At 35.4% G+C, this 15,626-nt stretch carries 18 protein-coding genes, 1 pseudogene and 1 riboswitch; of the genes and pseudogenes, 3 read left to right on the top strand and 16 right to left on the bottom strand.

Annotated features, from left to right (window positions below; genetic code table 11):
- Nucleotides 1–84 precede the first annotated feature (84 nt).
- Nucleotides 85–702 carry a transcriptional repressor LexA gene (gene lexA, locus RBU59_RS01220; RefSeq protein ID WP_161839158.1) on the top strand — a complete coding sequence of 206 codons (618 nt, stop codon included), beginning with the start codon at nucleotides 85–87 and terminating at the stop codon, nucleotides 700–702.
- Between the two features lie 193 nt (nucleotides 703–895).
- Here lexA and rsfS read toward each other — a convergent pair whose 3' ends face one another.
- From rsfS to RBU59_RS01175, 10 genes and pseudogenes are all read right to left on the bottom strand, one after another.
- The gene (rsfS, locus tag RBU59_RS01215; protein ID WP_308146063.1) at nucleotides 896–1,255 is read right to left on the bottom strand and encodes a ribosome silencing factor; all 360 of its coding nucleotides are present in this window, start codon (nucleotides 1,253–1,255) and stop codon (nucleotides 896–898) included.
- A 27-nt stretch (nucleotides 1,256–1,282) separates the two neighbouring features.
- The gene (gene yqeK, locus RBU59_RS01210) at nucleotides 1,283–1,861 is read right to left on the bottom strand and encodes a bis(5'-nucleosyl)-tetraphosphatase (symmetrical) YqeK (RefSeq protein WP_308146062.1); all 579 of its coding nucleotides are present in this window, start codon (nucleotides 1,859–1,861) and stop codon (nucleotides 1,283–1,285) included.
- Nucleotides 1,851–2,477, bottom strand: coding sequence for a nicotinate-nucleotide adenylyltransferase (nadD, locus tag RBU59_RS01205; RefSeq protein WP_308146061.1), 627 nt, complete (start codon nucleotides 2,475–2,477; stop codon nucleotides 1,851–1,853). The genes yqeK and nadD overlap by 11 nt, the downstream gene beginning before the upstream one ends.
- 28 nt (nucleotides 2,478–2,505) lie before the next feature.
- The gene (gene yhbY, locus RBU59_RS01200; protein ID WP_308146060.1) at nucleotides 2,506–2,811 is read right to left on the bottom strand and encodes a ribosome assembly RNA-binding protein YhbY; all 306 of its coding nucleotides are present in this window, start codon (nucleotides 2,809–2,811) and stop codon (nucleotides 2,506–2,508) included.
- Nucleotides 2,812–2,831: 20 nt separating this feature from the next.
- Nucleotides 2,832–4,118, bottom strand: a complete 1,287-nt coding sequence (gene obgE, locus RBU59_RS01195) for a GTPase ObgE (RefSeq protein WP_308146059.1) — start codon at nucleotides 4,116–4,118, stop codon at nucleotides 2,832–2,834.
- 171 nt (nucleotides 4,119–4,289) lie between these two features.
- Entirely contained in the window at nucleotides 4,290–4,577 is a 288-nt protein-coding gene (gene rpmA, locus RBU59_RS01190; protein ID WP_308146058.1) for a 50S ribosomal protein L27, read from the bottom strand.
- 49 nt (nucleotides 4,578–4,626) lie between these two features.
- On the bottom strand, nucleotides 4,627–4,944 hold the full coding sequence (locus RBU59_RS01185) for a ribosomal-processing cysteine protease Prp (protein WP_308146057.1): 318 nt from the start codon (nucleotides 4,942–4,944) through the stop codon (nucleotides 4,627–4,629).
- A gap of 21 nt (nucleotides 4,945–4,965) precedes the next feature.
- Nucleotides 4,966–5,274 (bottom strand): 50S ribosomal protein L21, encoded by a 309-nt coding sequence (gene rplU, locus RBU59_RS01180; protein WP_161839166.1) that lies wholly within the window; start codon nucleotides 5,272–5,274, stop codon nucleotides 4,966–4,968.
- Between the two features lie 112 nt (nucleotides 5,275–5,386).
- Nucleotides 5,387–5,557 (bottom strand): annotated as a pseudogene (locus RBU59_RS28720) (GNAT family N-acetyltransferase); the annotation flags it as partial.
- 23 nt (nucleotides 5,558–5,580) lie between these two features.
- Entirely contained in the window at nucleotides 5,581–5,769 is a 189-nt protein-coding gene (locus RBU59_RS01175; RefSeq protein ID WP_308146056.1) for a hypothetical protein, read from the bottom strand.
- A 407-nt stretch (nucleotides 5,770–6,176) separates the two neighbouring features.
- Between RBU59_RS01175 and RBU59_RS01170 the strand changes: the two genes are divergently transcribed.
- Nucleotides 6,177–7,364, top strand: a complete 1,188-nt coding sequence (locus RBU59_RS01170; RefSeq protein ID WP_308146055.1) for an alanyl-tRNA editing protein — start codon at nucleotides 6,177–6,179, stop codon at nucleotides 7,362–7,364.
- Between the two features lie 260 nt (nucleotides 7,365–7,624).
- On the opposite strand, the gene RBU59_RS01165 is transcribed toward RBU59_RS01170, so the two are convergent.
- The 6 genes from RBU59_RS01165 to RBU59_RS01140 all read right to left on the bottom strand — a co-directional run bounded on the left by RBU59_RS01165 (nucleotide 7,625) and on the right by RBU59_RS01140 (nucleotide 14,551).
- Nucleotides 7,625–9,397 carry a vWA domain-containing protein gene (locus RBU59_RS01165; protein ID WP_308146054.1) on the bottom strand — a complete coding sequence of 591 codons (1,773 nt, stop codon included), beginning with the start codon at nucleotides 9,395–9,397 and terminating at the stop codon, nucleotides 7,625–7,627.
- Nucleotides 9,398–9,598: 201 nt separating this feature from the next.
- Complete coding sequence (ybaK, locus tag RBU59_RS01160; protein ID WP_308146053.1) at nucleotides 9,599–10,069, bottom strand: Cys-tRNA(Pro) deacylase; 471 nt, start codon at nucleotides 10,067–10,069, stop codon at nucleotides 9,599–9,601.
- Between the two features lie 25 nt (nucleotides 10,070–10,094).
- On the bottom strand, nucleotides 10,095–11,276 hold the full coding sequence (locus RBU59_RS01155; protein ID WP_308146052.1) for a ribonuclease E/G: 1,182 nt from the start codon (nucleotides 11,274–11,276) through the stop codon (nucleotides 10,095–10,097).
- On the bottom strand, nucleotides 11,266–12,057 hold the full coding sequence (locus RBU59_RS01150) for a TIGR03936 family radical SAM-associated protein (protein WP_308146051.1): 792 nt from the start codon (nucleotides 12,055–12,057) through the stop codon (nucleotides 11,266–11,268). The genes RBU59_RS01155 and RBU59_RS01150 overlap by 11 nt, the downstream gene beginning before the upstream one ends.
- Nucleotides 12,057–13,937, bottom strand: a complete 1,881-nt coding sequence (locus RBU59_RS01145; protein WP_308146050.1) for a TIGR03960 family B12-binding radical SAM protein — start codon at nucleotides 13,935–13,937, stop codon at nucleotides 12,057–12,059. Before RBU59_RS01145 ends, RBU59_RS01150 begins: the two co-directional genes overlap by 1 nt.
- Nucleotides 13,938–14,125: 188 nt before the next feature.
- Nucleotides 14,126–14,551, bottom strand: a complete 426-nt coding sequence (locus RBU59_RS01140; protein WP_308146049.1) for a hypothetical protein — start codon at nucleotides 14,549–14,551, stop codon at nucleotides 14,126–14,128.
- Nucleotides 14,552–14,847: 296 nt separating this feature from the next.
- Nucleotides 14,848–14,944: riboswitch (THF riboswitch) on the top strand.
- 74 nt (nucleotides 14,945–15,018) lie between these two features.
- Between RBU59_RS01140 and RBU59_RS01135 the strand changes: the two genes are divergently transcribed.
- The gene (locus tag RBU59_RS01135; RefSeq protein WP_308146048.1) at nucleotides 15,019–15,576 is read left to right on the top strand and encodes a folate family ECF transporter S component; all 558 of its coding nucleotides are present in this window, start codon (nucleotides 15,019–15,021) and stop codon (nucleotides 15,574–15,576) included.
- Nucleotides 15,577–15,626: the final 50 nt, after the last annotated feature.

The raw sequence follows: 15,626 nt of genomic DNA, 5'->3' as shown, positions 1-15,626 counted from the left end.
GGGATAAATTAATGAGTATTCTATGAATGACCATATCTGATTTTCGATAATTCGATATCATTTAAATAATTAGGAGGTTACTATATGAGTTATGGTAAGATAAGTGCAAAACAAAGAGAAATCTTAGAATATCTAAAATCACAAATTGTGAACAGAGGTTATCCGCCTGCTGTACGAGAAATATGTGAGGCAGTTAAATTAAAATCAACTTCTTCCGTGCATTCCCACTTAGAAACACTTGAGAAAAACGGATATATCAGACGTGATCCGTCAAAACCCAGGGCAATTGAGATTATTGACGATGGATTTAATATAACCAGACGAGAGATTGTGAATGTGCCGATTGTTGGAACGATTACCGCCGGACAGCCGATATTAGCGGTTGAGAATCTGGATGGTTATTTCCCCATTCCAACAGAATATATGCCCAACGAAGAAACCTTTATGTTAAAAGTAAAAGGTGAAAGTATGATTAATGTGGGTATATTTGACGGTGATAAAATTCTTGTACAAAGACAGTCCACTGCCTCCAACGGAGATATTGTAGTTGCTCTTATTGAGGATTCGGTTACCGTTAAGACTTTTTATAAAGAAAATGGATATTATCGATTACAACCCGAGAATGATACCATGGACCCGATTATCGTACCGGAATTAAATATATTGGGTAAAGTAATCGGTTTATTCCGTATGTTTCAATAGTACTGCTGGGTACAATACATATAATTATAATGTCAAGTAAATAATATCGATTACCGGCCAATATTTCGTTTTACTGCCAGTATAGAAAAAGCCCTGAACCAGTTTGGAGAATTACTCCATTTACCGGTCAGGGCTTTTTGAAAACCTATAGGCAGCAGTGTAAAATACACTAGCATTGGATAAACAGACTCTTTTAATCTTCCAGCTGCTCTTTTTCAACTACTTTTCCATCTCTCCAGATTCTTTCCAGATCATAGAACAAACGGTCTTCTTTAGAAAATATATGAACTACAACATCACCATAATCCAACAGAATCCAGCTTGCTGAACGAACACCCTCAATCCTTTTGGGTTCAAATCCATGTTTTGAAAGAACCTGTTGTACATTATCCACTAATGCCTGTACCTGTGAGGAGTTGGTACCATTGGCAATGATAAAATAATCGGCAATTACGGTTATATCACCTATTTCTATTACTTTAATATCTTCTGCTTTTTTTTCATCTAATGCATTGTAAGTAATTCTTGCTATCTCTTTCGAAATTTTATCCATTTAAATCTCCTTTCAATATCATAAATTCTATACTCTGTTTCTATAATATTCATATGCATCTACTGTTAATTGGTCTATTTCCTGACCTGTTTTTTCTAAATACAAAAGAGTATTTTCGAGTATCTCAACTGTGGCTTTGTTTAAATCAATAAATGCAGTTTGTCTTATGGAATTTAATGCAGGTATCCGTTTTGAAGAACGGTTTGGCTCAATATAATCGGATACGAAAATTATCATTTCCAATGGTGTCATCTCCGGTTTGCCGGTTGTGTGATAATAAATTGCAGAAAGGATTTCTGTGTCTGTAATACCATATTTATGTTCTGCATAATAAGCACCCAGTTTCCCATGCAGCAAAAATCCATTACGGTTTTCCACTTCACGAATCGGCAGATTGTACTTTCTGCATTCAGAGATTAATTTCTCATCTTTCATATCTTTCGCACAATCATGCAGTAAACCGGCTAAATTAGCTTTGTCCATATCATAACCGTATTTTATAGCTAATGCGAAACTCATACCTTGAACGCCCAGAGAATGATAAAACCTCTTCTCAGTCATAATCTTCGTTAAACTCTTCTGCAAAGTTAATATATCATAATCCATTATTACCCTCCACTCCAACGTACAGGTTATGATCCGTAATATATTGAACTACCAGTTCAGGAACATAATACCGTATGGATTTATTTACCCTAATATTTTGCCGGAGCATTTTAGAGGAAATATCCATATTAGGAGTATTTAATAAATGAATTTTTGCCTCATATTTATTTGTTAAATAGTTAACCTGCTTGTCCAATTCTCGTCTAGTCGCATGGTCTCTGACAGCTGCTACAATATTAGCCAGACTAAATATATTCTGCGGATGCCACCAATCCTCTATCTGAAATAAAGAATCCGCCCCCATTATAAAATAAAATTCATCCTGAGGATATTTTGCATTTAATTCTGCCAAAGTATCGGCTGTATACGTTATGCCTTCCCGTTCCAGTTCTAAAGAGGATAATTCAAAATGAGGATTATCTTTTATAGCCAGATCTATCATCTGTACCCGGTGCTCATCCTTTACGATACTCTCATGAAGCTTATGAGGCGGCTTTTTGGATGGCATAAAAAGTACCTTATCCAGTTTACATTCATCATATGCATTTTCAGCCAATATCAAATGGGCGAAATGAATTGGATTAAAGGTTCCACCCATAATTCCTATTTTACTCATTAGGCTTTCCTTTCGTATCAATCAAATATTACTTCTTCTTTTTTTCAATGGGAAGTTCAATTTTCTTTTTTTCTTTTGATTCTCGATATAAAACAATTTTTTTGCCTATGACTTGTACTACTTCAGAATGGGTTCGCTCAGCTATAATCTGCGCTATTTCACCCGGGTCATCCAGGCAATTTTTTAATACATTTATTTTTATTAATTCCCTGGCTTCTAATGCTTCATCTAACCCTTTTGTAATTTCAGGTGTCAGACTTGACTTTCCTACCTGATATATCGGATCAATTTTCATTGCTAATCCTTTTAAATAAGCTCTTTGCTTACTTGTCATTATTCAATCTCCTTATTCTTTTACTTATAATAATCAAAATGAAGACCGTACATTCTTACCGTATCGCCTTCCTGAATATTTTGGGCTTCCAGTTCATCCAGAATTCCGCTTTCCTTTAAGAAACGCTGGAAGAATTCAAATCCTTTTTCTGAGTCTAAGTTGGTATAACCAAGCATACGTTCTATTCTTGGTCCTTCTACAGCAAAAAGATGTTCTTCTTCCTTCACTACCGTATATGGCTCATTGGAGAAATTAAGTTCCTCGGGGAAGAATTCCCGTTCAAAGACAATAGGCGCCGTATCAATAGAATCTAATAGTTCTTTGACATAATAAAGAAGTTCCTTGACTCCTTTCCCACTGACTGCCGATATAGGAAACACCTTAATTCCTTTTGGTTCAAATTCATTTTTTAACTTAAGAACCGCCTGTTCTTCCTCTTCACCATAAAGGACATCCAGTTTATTTGCCGCTATGACCTGTGGTCGATGTGACAAATCTTCATTATAAGCTTCTAACTCTGCATTAATAGTATTAATATCCTCTATCGGATCTCTTCCTTCTGTAGATGCTGCATCTACCATATGAATAATAACTTTGGTACGTTCAATATGCTTTAAAAATTCATGGCCTAAACCAATGCCCTCCGAAGCACCCTCAATTAATCCCGGGATATCTGCCATTACAAATCCGTCACCACCATCTAAATCTACCACACCTAAATTGGGATTCAGGGTTGTAAAATGATAGTTTGCGATTTTCGGTCTTGCATTGGTTACCCTGGATAAAAGTGTTGATTTACCCACATTAGGAAATCCAACCAAACCAACATCTGCAATTACTTTTAACTCTAATGTTACATATAATTCCTTACCGGATTGTCCAGGTTGAGCATATTTAGGTACTTGCATGGTAGGCGTTGCATAATGTTGATTGCCTTTTCCACCGTTGCCGCCTCTTAAAATAACTTCTCTCCGGTTATCATGGGACATATCGGCTATCACTTTACCGGTTTCGGTATCTTTAATTACGGTACCCTCCGGAACTTTAATAACTAAATCTTCGCCATCCTTACCGTGACAGCGTTTTTTACCGCCGTTTTCGCCATCCTCGGCACTGAATTTTTTTACAAAACGGAAATCTGATAATGTATTTAAACCTTCATCCACTTCAAAAATTAAATCTCCACCTCTACCGCCGTCACCTCCGTCCGGTCCGCCGGCAGGTACATATATTTCCCTGCGGAAACTTACATGTCCGTCACCGCCTTTTCCGGAACGTATATATATTTTAGCACTATCTGCAAACATGATATATCACCTCTTTTTCATGTGTTTTATTATAATCGGAATTAGCAAAAATTACAAGAAAAAATACGTTTCATGTAATATCTGCAACCTGTTATTATTTATTAATATAACTAAAAATGAACCCCATATTCATGATTTAATCAAGAATTTGGGGTTCATAATCATCTCATATTATTTAGCTTCTACTGGATAAACAGAAGCTTGTTTCTTGTCTCTGCCTTTTCTTTCGAAACGAACAACACCGTCTACTAATGCGAATAATGTATCATCTCCGCCACGTCCAACGTTATTGCCTGGATGAATTTTAGTACCACGTTGTCTGTAAAGTATATTACCAGCTAAAACGAATTGTCCGTCAGCTCTTTTCGCACCTAATCTTTTGGATTCGGAGTCTCTACCGTTCTTAGTAGAACCAACACCCTTTTTATGAGCGAAAAATTGAAGGTTCATCTTTAACATAACCTACACCTCCTTGAATGTTTGGCTACAGAATTGATTATCAATTCTGCTAAATCAACTTAATATATTCCTGACCATAATCCTCTTTGATTCCTTGTAAACCAAGAAATAAAGAGTTTAATAATAAACTTGACTCCTTACTAGGTTTTGAAACAATCTTGAAATCTATCTCGCCTTTATTCTCATCTTCCTTTAAATCAAAGGTATCTGAAGTAAAATGTTCTATAGAATTCACAGTATTAATTACCAGTACCGATACTGCAGCACATACAATATCCTGTCCGCTTTTGGCAAACCCTGCATGTCCTAGACACCGAAAACCAATAATTTTACTCTCTGCATTTTTATAAATAGATATTTTAATCATATCATTTACCTGTATTAGTTATTATGCATTGATTTTTTCAATCTTAACCTTAGTATATGGCTGTCTATGACCGTTTTTCTTGTGATATCCGGTTTTTCTCTTGTATCTGTAAACGATAACCTTTTTGTTTTTACCTTCTTCAACAACGGTTGCTGTAACGGTTGCATTAGCTACAGTAGGATTTCCTACTACTAATTCACCCTTGTTTACTACAAGAACTTGATCAAATGAAACAGTTGAACCAGCTTCTACACCAAGCTTTTCTACTTTAATGATATCGCCTTCGGCTACTTTGTACTGTTTACCACCTGTTGCTATAATTGCGTACATATGGCACCTCCTATTATCATTACTCGCCAACTATGGTATCTGTTATTTATAAAAACACAGAATTTTAGAACCTCGTTGTGCGGCACACTAATGTATATTAGCATATAAGACATTATTTGTCAATACATTTTTCGAAACAGACTGCTTCTTTATTCTCCGTATATTTACCATAATTCTCTATCCGTTTATAACCCATGGCTTCATAAAACAGAACCGCATTTTTATTAATTAATCTTGTCTCCAGCTTAAGTCTCTTATAACCCAGATTCTTTGCCTCTTTTTCGAGATGAGTTAAAAATCATGTGCTTAAGCAGATACCTGTGTTTTTCTTGACTGCTCCATATTCCACTGTTTTTCCAATGAATCTTGCAGGCAGTTCTTCATTTGATTTAAAGAATCCATAACTATATTAATTTCCTGTATACGGGATGGCTGAATCTGAAAATTCAAATTTTGCTTTTTCACTTCTTTTGCAATCTCAATGAGTTGATTCATTTCCCTTTGAAAAAGTCTTCTAAATCCGGATGACAGGTAGAATACCCAGATTATTAAAAACAAGACATAAGTTACACAGATAAAAATATCGGGATTGCTGATATATTTTCTTAATACAGGAGAACTAAATTGGGCACTTATAGTATATTTAACGATACAAACCTGATTTTTTCTGCTGAATATTTTATAATAATGATTTCCTCCGGCAGAAATCTGATTAATTTTATATGCATTCCAGGCACTGTAACTGCAATTTACTTCTTTCCTTATTCGATAGTTGCCATTGAGCTTTCACTGTATTATAATACTTGGTAAATTAAATAAATCAAATCAGCAGCATTCAATGTATTTTTTGCAGAAGTCAGACTGCTGACAGAATAGTATAGATATAAGAAAGGATGATTTTAATGAGTGAACCAACCATTCAATTATATAATCAAGACAGTTATATAAAAACATTTCAGGCTACTGTTTTAACCTGTGTAAAGCAGCTAAAAGAAGAACAGCCGGATAAACCAAGTTATATTGTTACGTTAGATGTTACGGCTTTTTTCCCGGAAGGAGGCGGACAACCCTCCGATACCGGCAATATAAATGGTATTATCGTTATAGATGTACAGGAAGATGACGGAATCATCTATCATATCATGGAAGCTCCTCTCTCCATAGGTGAAACAGTTTCCGGAGAGATAAACTGGGACAGGCGTTTTGATTTAATGCAGCATCATACGGCGGAACATATTATTTCCGGTTTAATTCATAAATATTTTGGCTATGATAATGTAGGCTTTCATTTAGGCAGTGAAGTGGTCACCATTGATTTTAATGGGAACCTAACCGAAGAAGACATTAGGAATATAGAGTTAAAAGCAAATCTGGCCGTATATGAGAATGTTCCGATCAAGGTAACTTATCCTAGCTCCCAGGAATTAAAAGAACTGGATTACCGAAGCAAAAAAGAGCTTTCCGGTAATATTCGTATCGTAACAATTCCAGGTTATGATATCTGTGCCTGCTGTGCACCCCATGTAGCTTTAACCGGCGAAATAGGAGGCATTAAGATAACCTCTTACCAGAAATATAAAGGTGGAGTCAGAATCAGTATGCTTAGCGGAATCCGCTCACTCAAAGATTATAACAAAAAAGAAAAAAGTGTAACGGATATATCCGTTATATTATCAGCGAAACCGGATGAAGTTAAAGATGCCGTAAAAAACTTAAAAAATGAAAATCAAACCTTAAAAGGCCAGTTATTAAATGTACAAAACCAGATATTAGCATATAAAGCTGCTGCGTTTCAGACTGGTACTGATTCTATCTGTGTTTTTGATAAGGATGTGGCATCCGCTTCTTTAAGAACTTATGGGAATCTGCTCTTAGAGTTTTGTAAGGGAATTTGTGCAGTATTTACAACTACGGATGATCAGGAATACAAATATGTACTTGCCTCTAAAACAATGGATGTACGTCCTTTAGGCAAAAGTCTTAATGAGACCTTTGGTGGAAAAGGCGGTGGTTCCAAAGAAATGGTACAAGGATCTGTTCGTGGTAAAAAAGAAGATATTGAGGCCTTTATTAATAATATAAAAATTTGAAATAGCCGGATTCTTATAATGAAATAATGATATATATTAATTTGCACTGATATAATTTATTTTGATTATAAGTGCTAAGAAACAAAAAGCCTGTTTATATGCTGTAAAAGACTAAAACAAGAGTTCCAGTCTTTTACGGCATATACAGGCTTTTTATATTGGGTAATGAAGATAAACTCATAGTTATATCTCCGCAATTTTAATAAGGTAAATTAAGGTTTCAAGCAGATTACTGAAACAATACAGTTTCTTCTCGATTATTAATCGATTCCGTCAAGATTAGGATTCATGGAATCCGTATTATATCGTTTCATTTTTTTTACCAGGGATACAAATTCGTCTTTATATTCATCAGAAGACGTATCTGCTTTGTTTAAGTTATCTAAAATCATATCATAAGAAGAACTGCCTTTCCATTTACTGTCCCTTAATAACATTCCAAAGGAAGCAACAGAACTTGCGAAAGCAAGATTATCCGGCAGAGATTTTGTATAAATGCCGCCATCTACTGGCACAGACATGAGTTTACTCTTATTTTTATCCGGATCTTTATACCGTATATTAATGGTAAGCCACTCTTTGCTGTTTGTAAAGTCCGGTAATTCTTCTTTCTTTTGATATTTTAACCTGGTTTCCGGTAACTTCTGTACAGAATCTGCAGTAAGAAGCTCATACAAAGCAGTTACACGGTGTCCGGCCCCTATCTCGCCGGCATCTTTCGTATCATCTTCAAAATCTTCCGTATTCAATAAACGGTTTTCATAACCTATCAATCGGTAACCTTTTATTTGTTCCGGATTGAATTCCACCTGAAGTTTTACATCCTTGGCTATAGTAAATAAGGTTCCTCCCATTTCTTCTACTAAAACTTTTTTCGCCTCCAGAAGAGAATCAATATAAGAGTAATTTCCGTTACCGTTATCCGCTAAGGCTTCCATTTTATTATCCTTTATATTATCCGTTCCAAATCCCAGGACGGACAGAAATACGCCGTTTTTCCGCTTCTCTTCTATTAATCTGGTGAGGTCTTCTTCACTGGTAATACCTACATTTAAATCACCATCCGTTGCTAATATAACCCGGTTATTACCACCCTTGATATAATATTCTTCCGCCAAATCATAAGCACTTTCGATTCCGGCTGAACCGGCCGTACTCCCGCCTGCCGTCAGATCTTCGATCGCAGAGGATATTTTCATCGTTTCATCTCCTCTTGCCCCTTTAAGGACTACCTGTTCTTCTCCAGCATAGGTAACAATGGATATACGGTCCTTTTCATTCAGATTTTCCGTCAGCATAATAAATGCCTTCTGCATAAGAGGCAGTTTATTTCCTTCATCCATGGAACCGGAAACATCCAGTAAAAATACAATATTGGAACTTGGACGTTCTTTCATATCAATCTCTTTTGCTTTCAAACCGATTAACAAAAGTTTCGCATTTTCATTCCAGGGACAATCGGATAATTCAGTATTAACAGAAAATGGGTTTCCTGACTCCGGTTCTTTATAATTATATTTAAAATAATTAATCATTTCCTCTAATCTTACCGCATTGGGATCGATTGGTTGGTTTCCATAGATCATCCTTCTGATATTACTGTAAGAAGCCGTATCCACATCAACTGAGAAAGTAGATAAAGGATTATTTAAAACAGATACATAATCGTTTTCTACAATTGAATTGTATTCTTCTGCACTATAGTTTGGATAGCCATAATTTTTTTCTTCAGTCCAGGTTCCCAGTCCATATACATCCACCTGAATTTTAGCTTCCACTCCGTCTGTGCCGGTAAATCCCGTATTACCGTCAGTTTTACTGCCAGCTATAGATGAATCCATATCCTGGTTATAAACCTGACTTTCTGATACAATCGTATTGGCACCATTCGCTTGACCTCCTGAAACATTTGTACCGGCAGTGTAATCGGTGATTTCCAGATTTGCTTTTTTACCGGAACACCCGGCTAGGCTGATAACGATTAAAATCAATATTAAAAACACATTGATAAAGTAAAACTTTTCCTTTTTCATAAACAATCCTCCTTAAATTAATTCTCTTTGTGTTAATTAGACGAATTAAAATGGTGAATCGTTCCATTTATATTGTTAAGAACTGGATAAAAATTAAATATGAAATCCTATTTGGGAAGATTTTAAATTTAAATCCTATCAGATAGGTTTTATTTTGTGTTAGCGAATATGGGGTTAGTTAAAATTACTGTGTAGAATATATCAATCCGTTAAATCAAAAAGATTGGCATTGATATATTCTATTAACTGTTCCGGGTTGATAATAATCTGACAACCCCGGATTCCTGCACTAACGGTTATTTCATCAAAAAGGATTGCAGTCTCATCAATAAAGGCGGGGTATTTTTTCTTCATACCGATTGGAGAACATCCACCTCTAATATAACCGGTAAGCCCTAATAAATCCTTAACGTGAATCATCTCAATTCTTTTATCACCTACTGCTGCCGCTGCTTTTTTCAAATTCAGCTCGGTATTTACCGGTATGCAGTATACAAGAATACCCTTTTTCTCTCCTCTTGCTACTAAGGTCTTAAAGACCTGTTCTACAGGATAACCGATTTGTTTTGCAACATGTTCCCCTGAAAGATCATTTTCGTCCACTTCATATTCCAATGTTTTATAACTGATCTTTGCCTGATCTAACAAACGCATTACATTTGTCTTTATCATATGAATCACTATCCTTATTTATAAATTATAATTGCTCATACAGAGGTTTTCTTACCTTTTTTCTGGTTACCTCTACCAGATTAAGGGCCGTCATATCAACTAATGTTGTTTTGATTGGGTCATTTTTAAATAATTCTTCTAATTCTTTCATTAAGCGGTTCTTATAGTCCGGTTCCTCCATATCGATAAAATCAATTATTATAATTCCCGAAAGATTCCGCAGCCTGATTTGCTTTGCAATCTCTGTGGCAGCCTCCATATTTATCTTTAAAAAGGTGTCCTGCGCTTTCTTTTTACCGCTGATTGCTTTACCGGTATTTACATCAATTACAGTTAATGCCTCCGTCGGTTGTATGATTATAGTTCCTCCGGACTTTAACCAGACCTTTTCCCGTAATGCATTATCCAGTTTAGTACGAATACCGTAAAGATTACCAAGGGTAATTAGTTTATCTTCATAAAATTTAAGTTTAGGCAGATCTTCTTTTTGATAACTTTTTAAATAGGAATAAATATTATCATAAATTTCCTGTTTATCTGTTTGTATTTCATTGATTTTATCTGCAAACCCATCCCGAATATCGCATATAAAGCCAGGAGGTGTCTCATAAATTAGTGAAAAAGCCGATTTATGAATACCGAATTCTTTTATTTCTTCATATTGCCTGATTAATTCTGTAACTTCTTCCTGTATCTGTTCTGCCGGTTTATAAACTGCATTCGTTCGAATAATAAAACCATAGGTCTCCTGTCTAAAGGGTTTCATAATTTCTTTGAGACGTTTCCGTTCGTTCTCATCGTCAATTTTTGATGATACTCCCAAAGTAGATTTCCCATGGATTAAAACTACATATTTTCCTGTAAAATTTAAATTTGTCGTAACCACCGGAGCTTTCGTTTTCACATCTTCTTTGGATATCTGTACAAGAATTTCATCCCCTATTACAATTCGGTCCGTTTTCTTTGGTTTAGCATAGATCGGTTTGGGGTTTTCTTCTATTGCTAAATAACACATTCTTCCATCCATAATTTCGACAAAAGCAGCATTTATATTTTTTACGATATTCTTGACTTTACCGTTATAGATATTACCTAATATACTTTGTTTATCCGTTTTATCCAGATTAACCTGGAGCATGTCATTTTCCGCAAATACTGCAGATACAATATGATTATCCAGTTTTGTTATAATTAATTTATGATTCATTGTGACTCCCGAAACGATCTAATGGAATAAGTTTTCTATTATTTTCATCGCTAAGATCTGCATATACTTCTAACCGGTGAACCTGAAAAGCAAATGGTTTAAATTCCACTTCCGCATAATTACAAAATGCTTCCATAACTAATTCTGGTTTCAGATTATTGACACTGCCTGTAGCCAGCTGCATATATACCTTAATATTGTTCTCATAAGTTTCCGCAACTGTTTGTATTAATTTTGTTTCTTTCACATAACCAATACGTTCCCGGAAGATATCCCCCTCAAAAGCAATATGATATATCATTGGTTTTATATCTACTATATTTTCACTTTTTTTTGATCTCTTGGTTATTGCTATATTATCCTGCTTAAAAAACTCGCTAAATTTCTGTTCAAATACTGCTTTGTCCATAAATTCATAACCATCCTTTAAAGAAAGCAGGTAATCTGCACCTGCAACGATGGACATGGCATTTTTGCTGTTATCGGGTAAGATTTTGTAATCCACAATTTGGATATTTTCATTCATAACTTCATTAATTTTTTTTACCATCAGCTCCGGAGAATCACAAGAAAGCATGGAAACATCCAGATATTCTCCGTCGCTGGTTAAACCGACACCTAAAGGTGCCGCAAACGACATTAATTGATGGGGGCTGTAGCCCTGGGAATATTCTACGTCTAGTTCGGCTCTGCGAAAAGCTTTTTGGAAATAACGCATGACATCCAGATGACCGATAAATTTTAAAGGACCTGATTTACTAAACTTGATACGAACTTTCATTATGCAGTAACCTCCTGTCCTTTTTCTTCATAACAGACTCCGCCGTTAAATACCTTAGCACCGCAGTCGGCACAGGCCTTTCTGCAGTTTGGTGTTACCTTTTCCTGAATTCCTCTGTTGTATTCCCGCCATAAAAATTCCTTTGTGACACCCACATCTATAAAATCCCAAGGTAAGGTTTCCTCTTTATCTCTTTCCCTGCTGGTATAAAAAGGTATATCAATATTATTATCATCAAATGCTCTCATCCAAACATCATATTTAAAATACTCTGACCAGGAATCATAAAGACAACCGTTTTTATACGCATCATGGATAACTTTACTTAGCTTACGGTCACCTCTTGCAAATACTCCTTCCAAAATGCTGACTTCCGCCTCATGCCAATTATATTTAATACTTTTACGGTTCAATTGATCATTGATTTTACCCCGTAAGAAACGCTGTTTCGTTATATATTCTTCAGGCGTATCCATTCTGGTCCATTGGAATGGGGTGAATGGTTTGGGAACAAAATAGGAAGTACTTGCAACAATACTGACTTTGCCGTTTCGCTGATCCTTAGGAATCGTATAATATTCTCTTGCTATTTTATCAGAAAGGACAGCGATTCCCTCTATATCTGCTTCCGTCTCTGTAGGTAATCCAAGCATAAAATATAACTTAACACGGTTCCATCCACTCTGAAAAGCATCCATTGCACCACTTAGTATATTCTCTTCCGTTAATCCCTTATTGATAACGTCTCGGAGCCTCTGGGAACCGGCTTCCGGAGCAAAGGTTAAACTGCTTTTCCTTACATCCTGAACTTTACTCATAACATCTAATGCAAAAGCATCGATCCTAAGCGATGGCAAAGAAATATTAACGCCTTTGGAGCTAAATTCCTCAATTAAATAATATACTAATTCCTGAAGGGCAGAATAATCGCTTGAACTTAAAGAACTAAGGGAAATCTCTTCATGTCCCGTAGCTTTTAACATCTGATAAGCATAGTCTTTTAAAAATGCCACATCCCGCTCCCTTATGGGTCTATAAATCATACCTGCCTGACAGAAACGGCAGCCTCTGATACAGCCTCTTTGAATCTCTAATACTACCCTGTCCTGGGTTACCTTAATATATGGCACCAGAGGTTTTCTGGGATAAAAAGTGTCACTAAGGCTCATTTCAACCTGTTTACGGATTTTATCCTTAGCATGTCCATTAGTTTTATAAAATGTTTTAATTGTGTTATCTTCGTTATATTCCACTTCATAAAAGGACGGAACATAAACACCTTCTATTTCTGCTACTTTTTCCAGATAGTCCTTACGGCTGCCGCCATTTTTCTTGTTTTCCTTATACGCATCTAATATCTGGTCATACACAGTCTCACCCTCACCGATATAAAAGAAATCAAAGAAATCGGCAACCGGTTCGGGATTATAGGTACATGGTCCTCCGCCTAATACAATTGGGTCATCCTCTCCCCTGTCTTTTGCATAGATAGGAATCTGGGATAATTCAAGTATCTGCAGTATATTTGTATAACACATTTCATACTGTAAGGTAATCCCTAAAAAATCGAAATTTTTAATAGGGTCCTGTGATTCTAATGCAAACAGCGGAATCTGCTTTTCTCTTAATATTTTATCTAAATCAACCCAGGGAGAATATACTCTTTCGCAATACGTATCTTCTCTCCGGTTAAACATATCGTATAATATCTGGATTCCAAGATGGGACATACCTATTTCATAAACATCCGGAAAACACATACAAAAACGTATATCTATCTTGTTCAAATCTTTTATAGACATATTGATCTCATTGCCGATATATCTGGCAGGCTTATCAACAGTTAATAAGATTTCATCGGATAGTGCTAATTTTTTCATTTTTACCTCCATTTTGAGATTGAAGTGAATTTCTTTCAACCTTAGTATCTATTTCTTAGAAAAACACATTGGTTAACATAATATAATTATGTAAATCAATGTGTTTTGTACAGCAGCGGCTATGAACCACCATTATTTATTATTATAACTTATAATAATAGAAAATACAATTTATAAATAAGAACGATTTATTCTTCCTTTTTCACAAACTTCTCGAATAATGATACAAAATAATCTTCTGCCTGATTTATGCTCTGATTGGAGGTAACCATATCCTGTATGTATTTGGTATTAAAAGTATTAACTTTCAGATCAAATTTATCAAATATAAAAACTGTTAAAAATAAAATCAACGCACATATAGTACGGATTAATAAGGATTTTATATTGACGGCTGTCATATTTAGACCGTCTTCACTAAGGTTATGTCTGCTCACAGGAGCAGCCTGGTCCCAGGTTCTGAATTTTTCTGAATTCAAATAACCCTTATTTTTATTTGTTCCATGGTTTTTGGAATTACTGCTGTTATAACCTGCATTTCTGTTACAGCTCTCTCTTGCCATTCTTATATATTCATCCCTGGATAGAGCTCTCATATGCTCTTGATTGTCCATATTTATCCTCCTATCATTATTTTCAACGGGCACCCGCCTTAAAGCAACGCTGTTATAGTATTTTATTTATTTTTCTCACACTAAAATATATTCATGACTTGTTCCATTATATGTCTAACATATTTAATATTTTAGGAATCTATAAGTCACTGGAATCAGAGATTCAAAGTTGAACCGGTTTTTAATCTCTGATCCTTTAAAATCAAACCTGAAACTGCTTAACAATAATTGCTTTAAAGTGAGTTCTTGATAAAATATGCCAGTTCTGGTATAGTAAATAGGTCTAAAATACTGATAGCAGAGTAGGATTTTGTGCGTTAAGTGTCAACGGAACGGGGAGTTGTCCGATGAACGAAAAGTTTCCTTGCGGTGCAAAATTCGCATCCCGCTGCTACGTGATAGGCATTATACCTTCTAGTAGTAACAATATTTTACGACAGCTAAATATAAGAAAAAGGAGGTATATTATGCATAATTTTATTTATTCTTTCAAAGAATCGTCAAAAGAATTGCGGAAAGTACATAATTTGGCTATATCAGCCATGCTCGCGGCTATGAATACGGTAATCGGTTTTTTCACGATTACCATCGGTGAATTTATTAAAATAGGTTTTTCCTTTCTCACTATAGGAATTGCCGGTATGCTTTATGGTCCGGTTATTGCCGGTATATTGGGCGGTACTTGTGATATCTTAAATTACCTGATTAAACCGACAGGCCCTTTTTTCCCGGGTTTCACCGTAAGTTCAATTCTATCGGGTTTCATTTATGGTTTCTATCTTTATAAGAAACCAGTCAGTATCCAAAGAGTATTTTGGGCTAAATTAACGGTTGTTATCTTTGTTGACTTAATTCTTACAACTACATGGCTATCCATTTTATATGGAAAAGCATTTCTCATTTTGCTGCCCATGCGTCTCTTAAAAGCAATCCTTATGCTCCCCATTGATACCGGAATACTATATATTGTTCTAAAAAGAGTTACAACCTATGCAAGTCCCGGTGAAATCCATCAAAAACGTTGAAAAATAGGAAAATATCATTTATAATGAAAAATAACTTATTGAAGGAGGAA

The organism is Anaerocolumna sp. MB42-C2 (assembly GCF_030913705.1).
In the GTDB taxonomy this organism is placed as follows: Bacteria; Bacillota; Clostridia; order Lachnospirales; family Lachnospiraceae; genus Anaerocolumna.
This window is presented reverse-complemented; position numbering and strand designations above follow the sequence as displayed.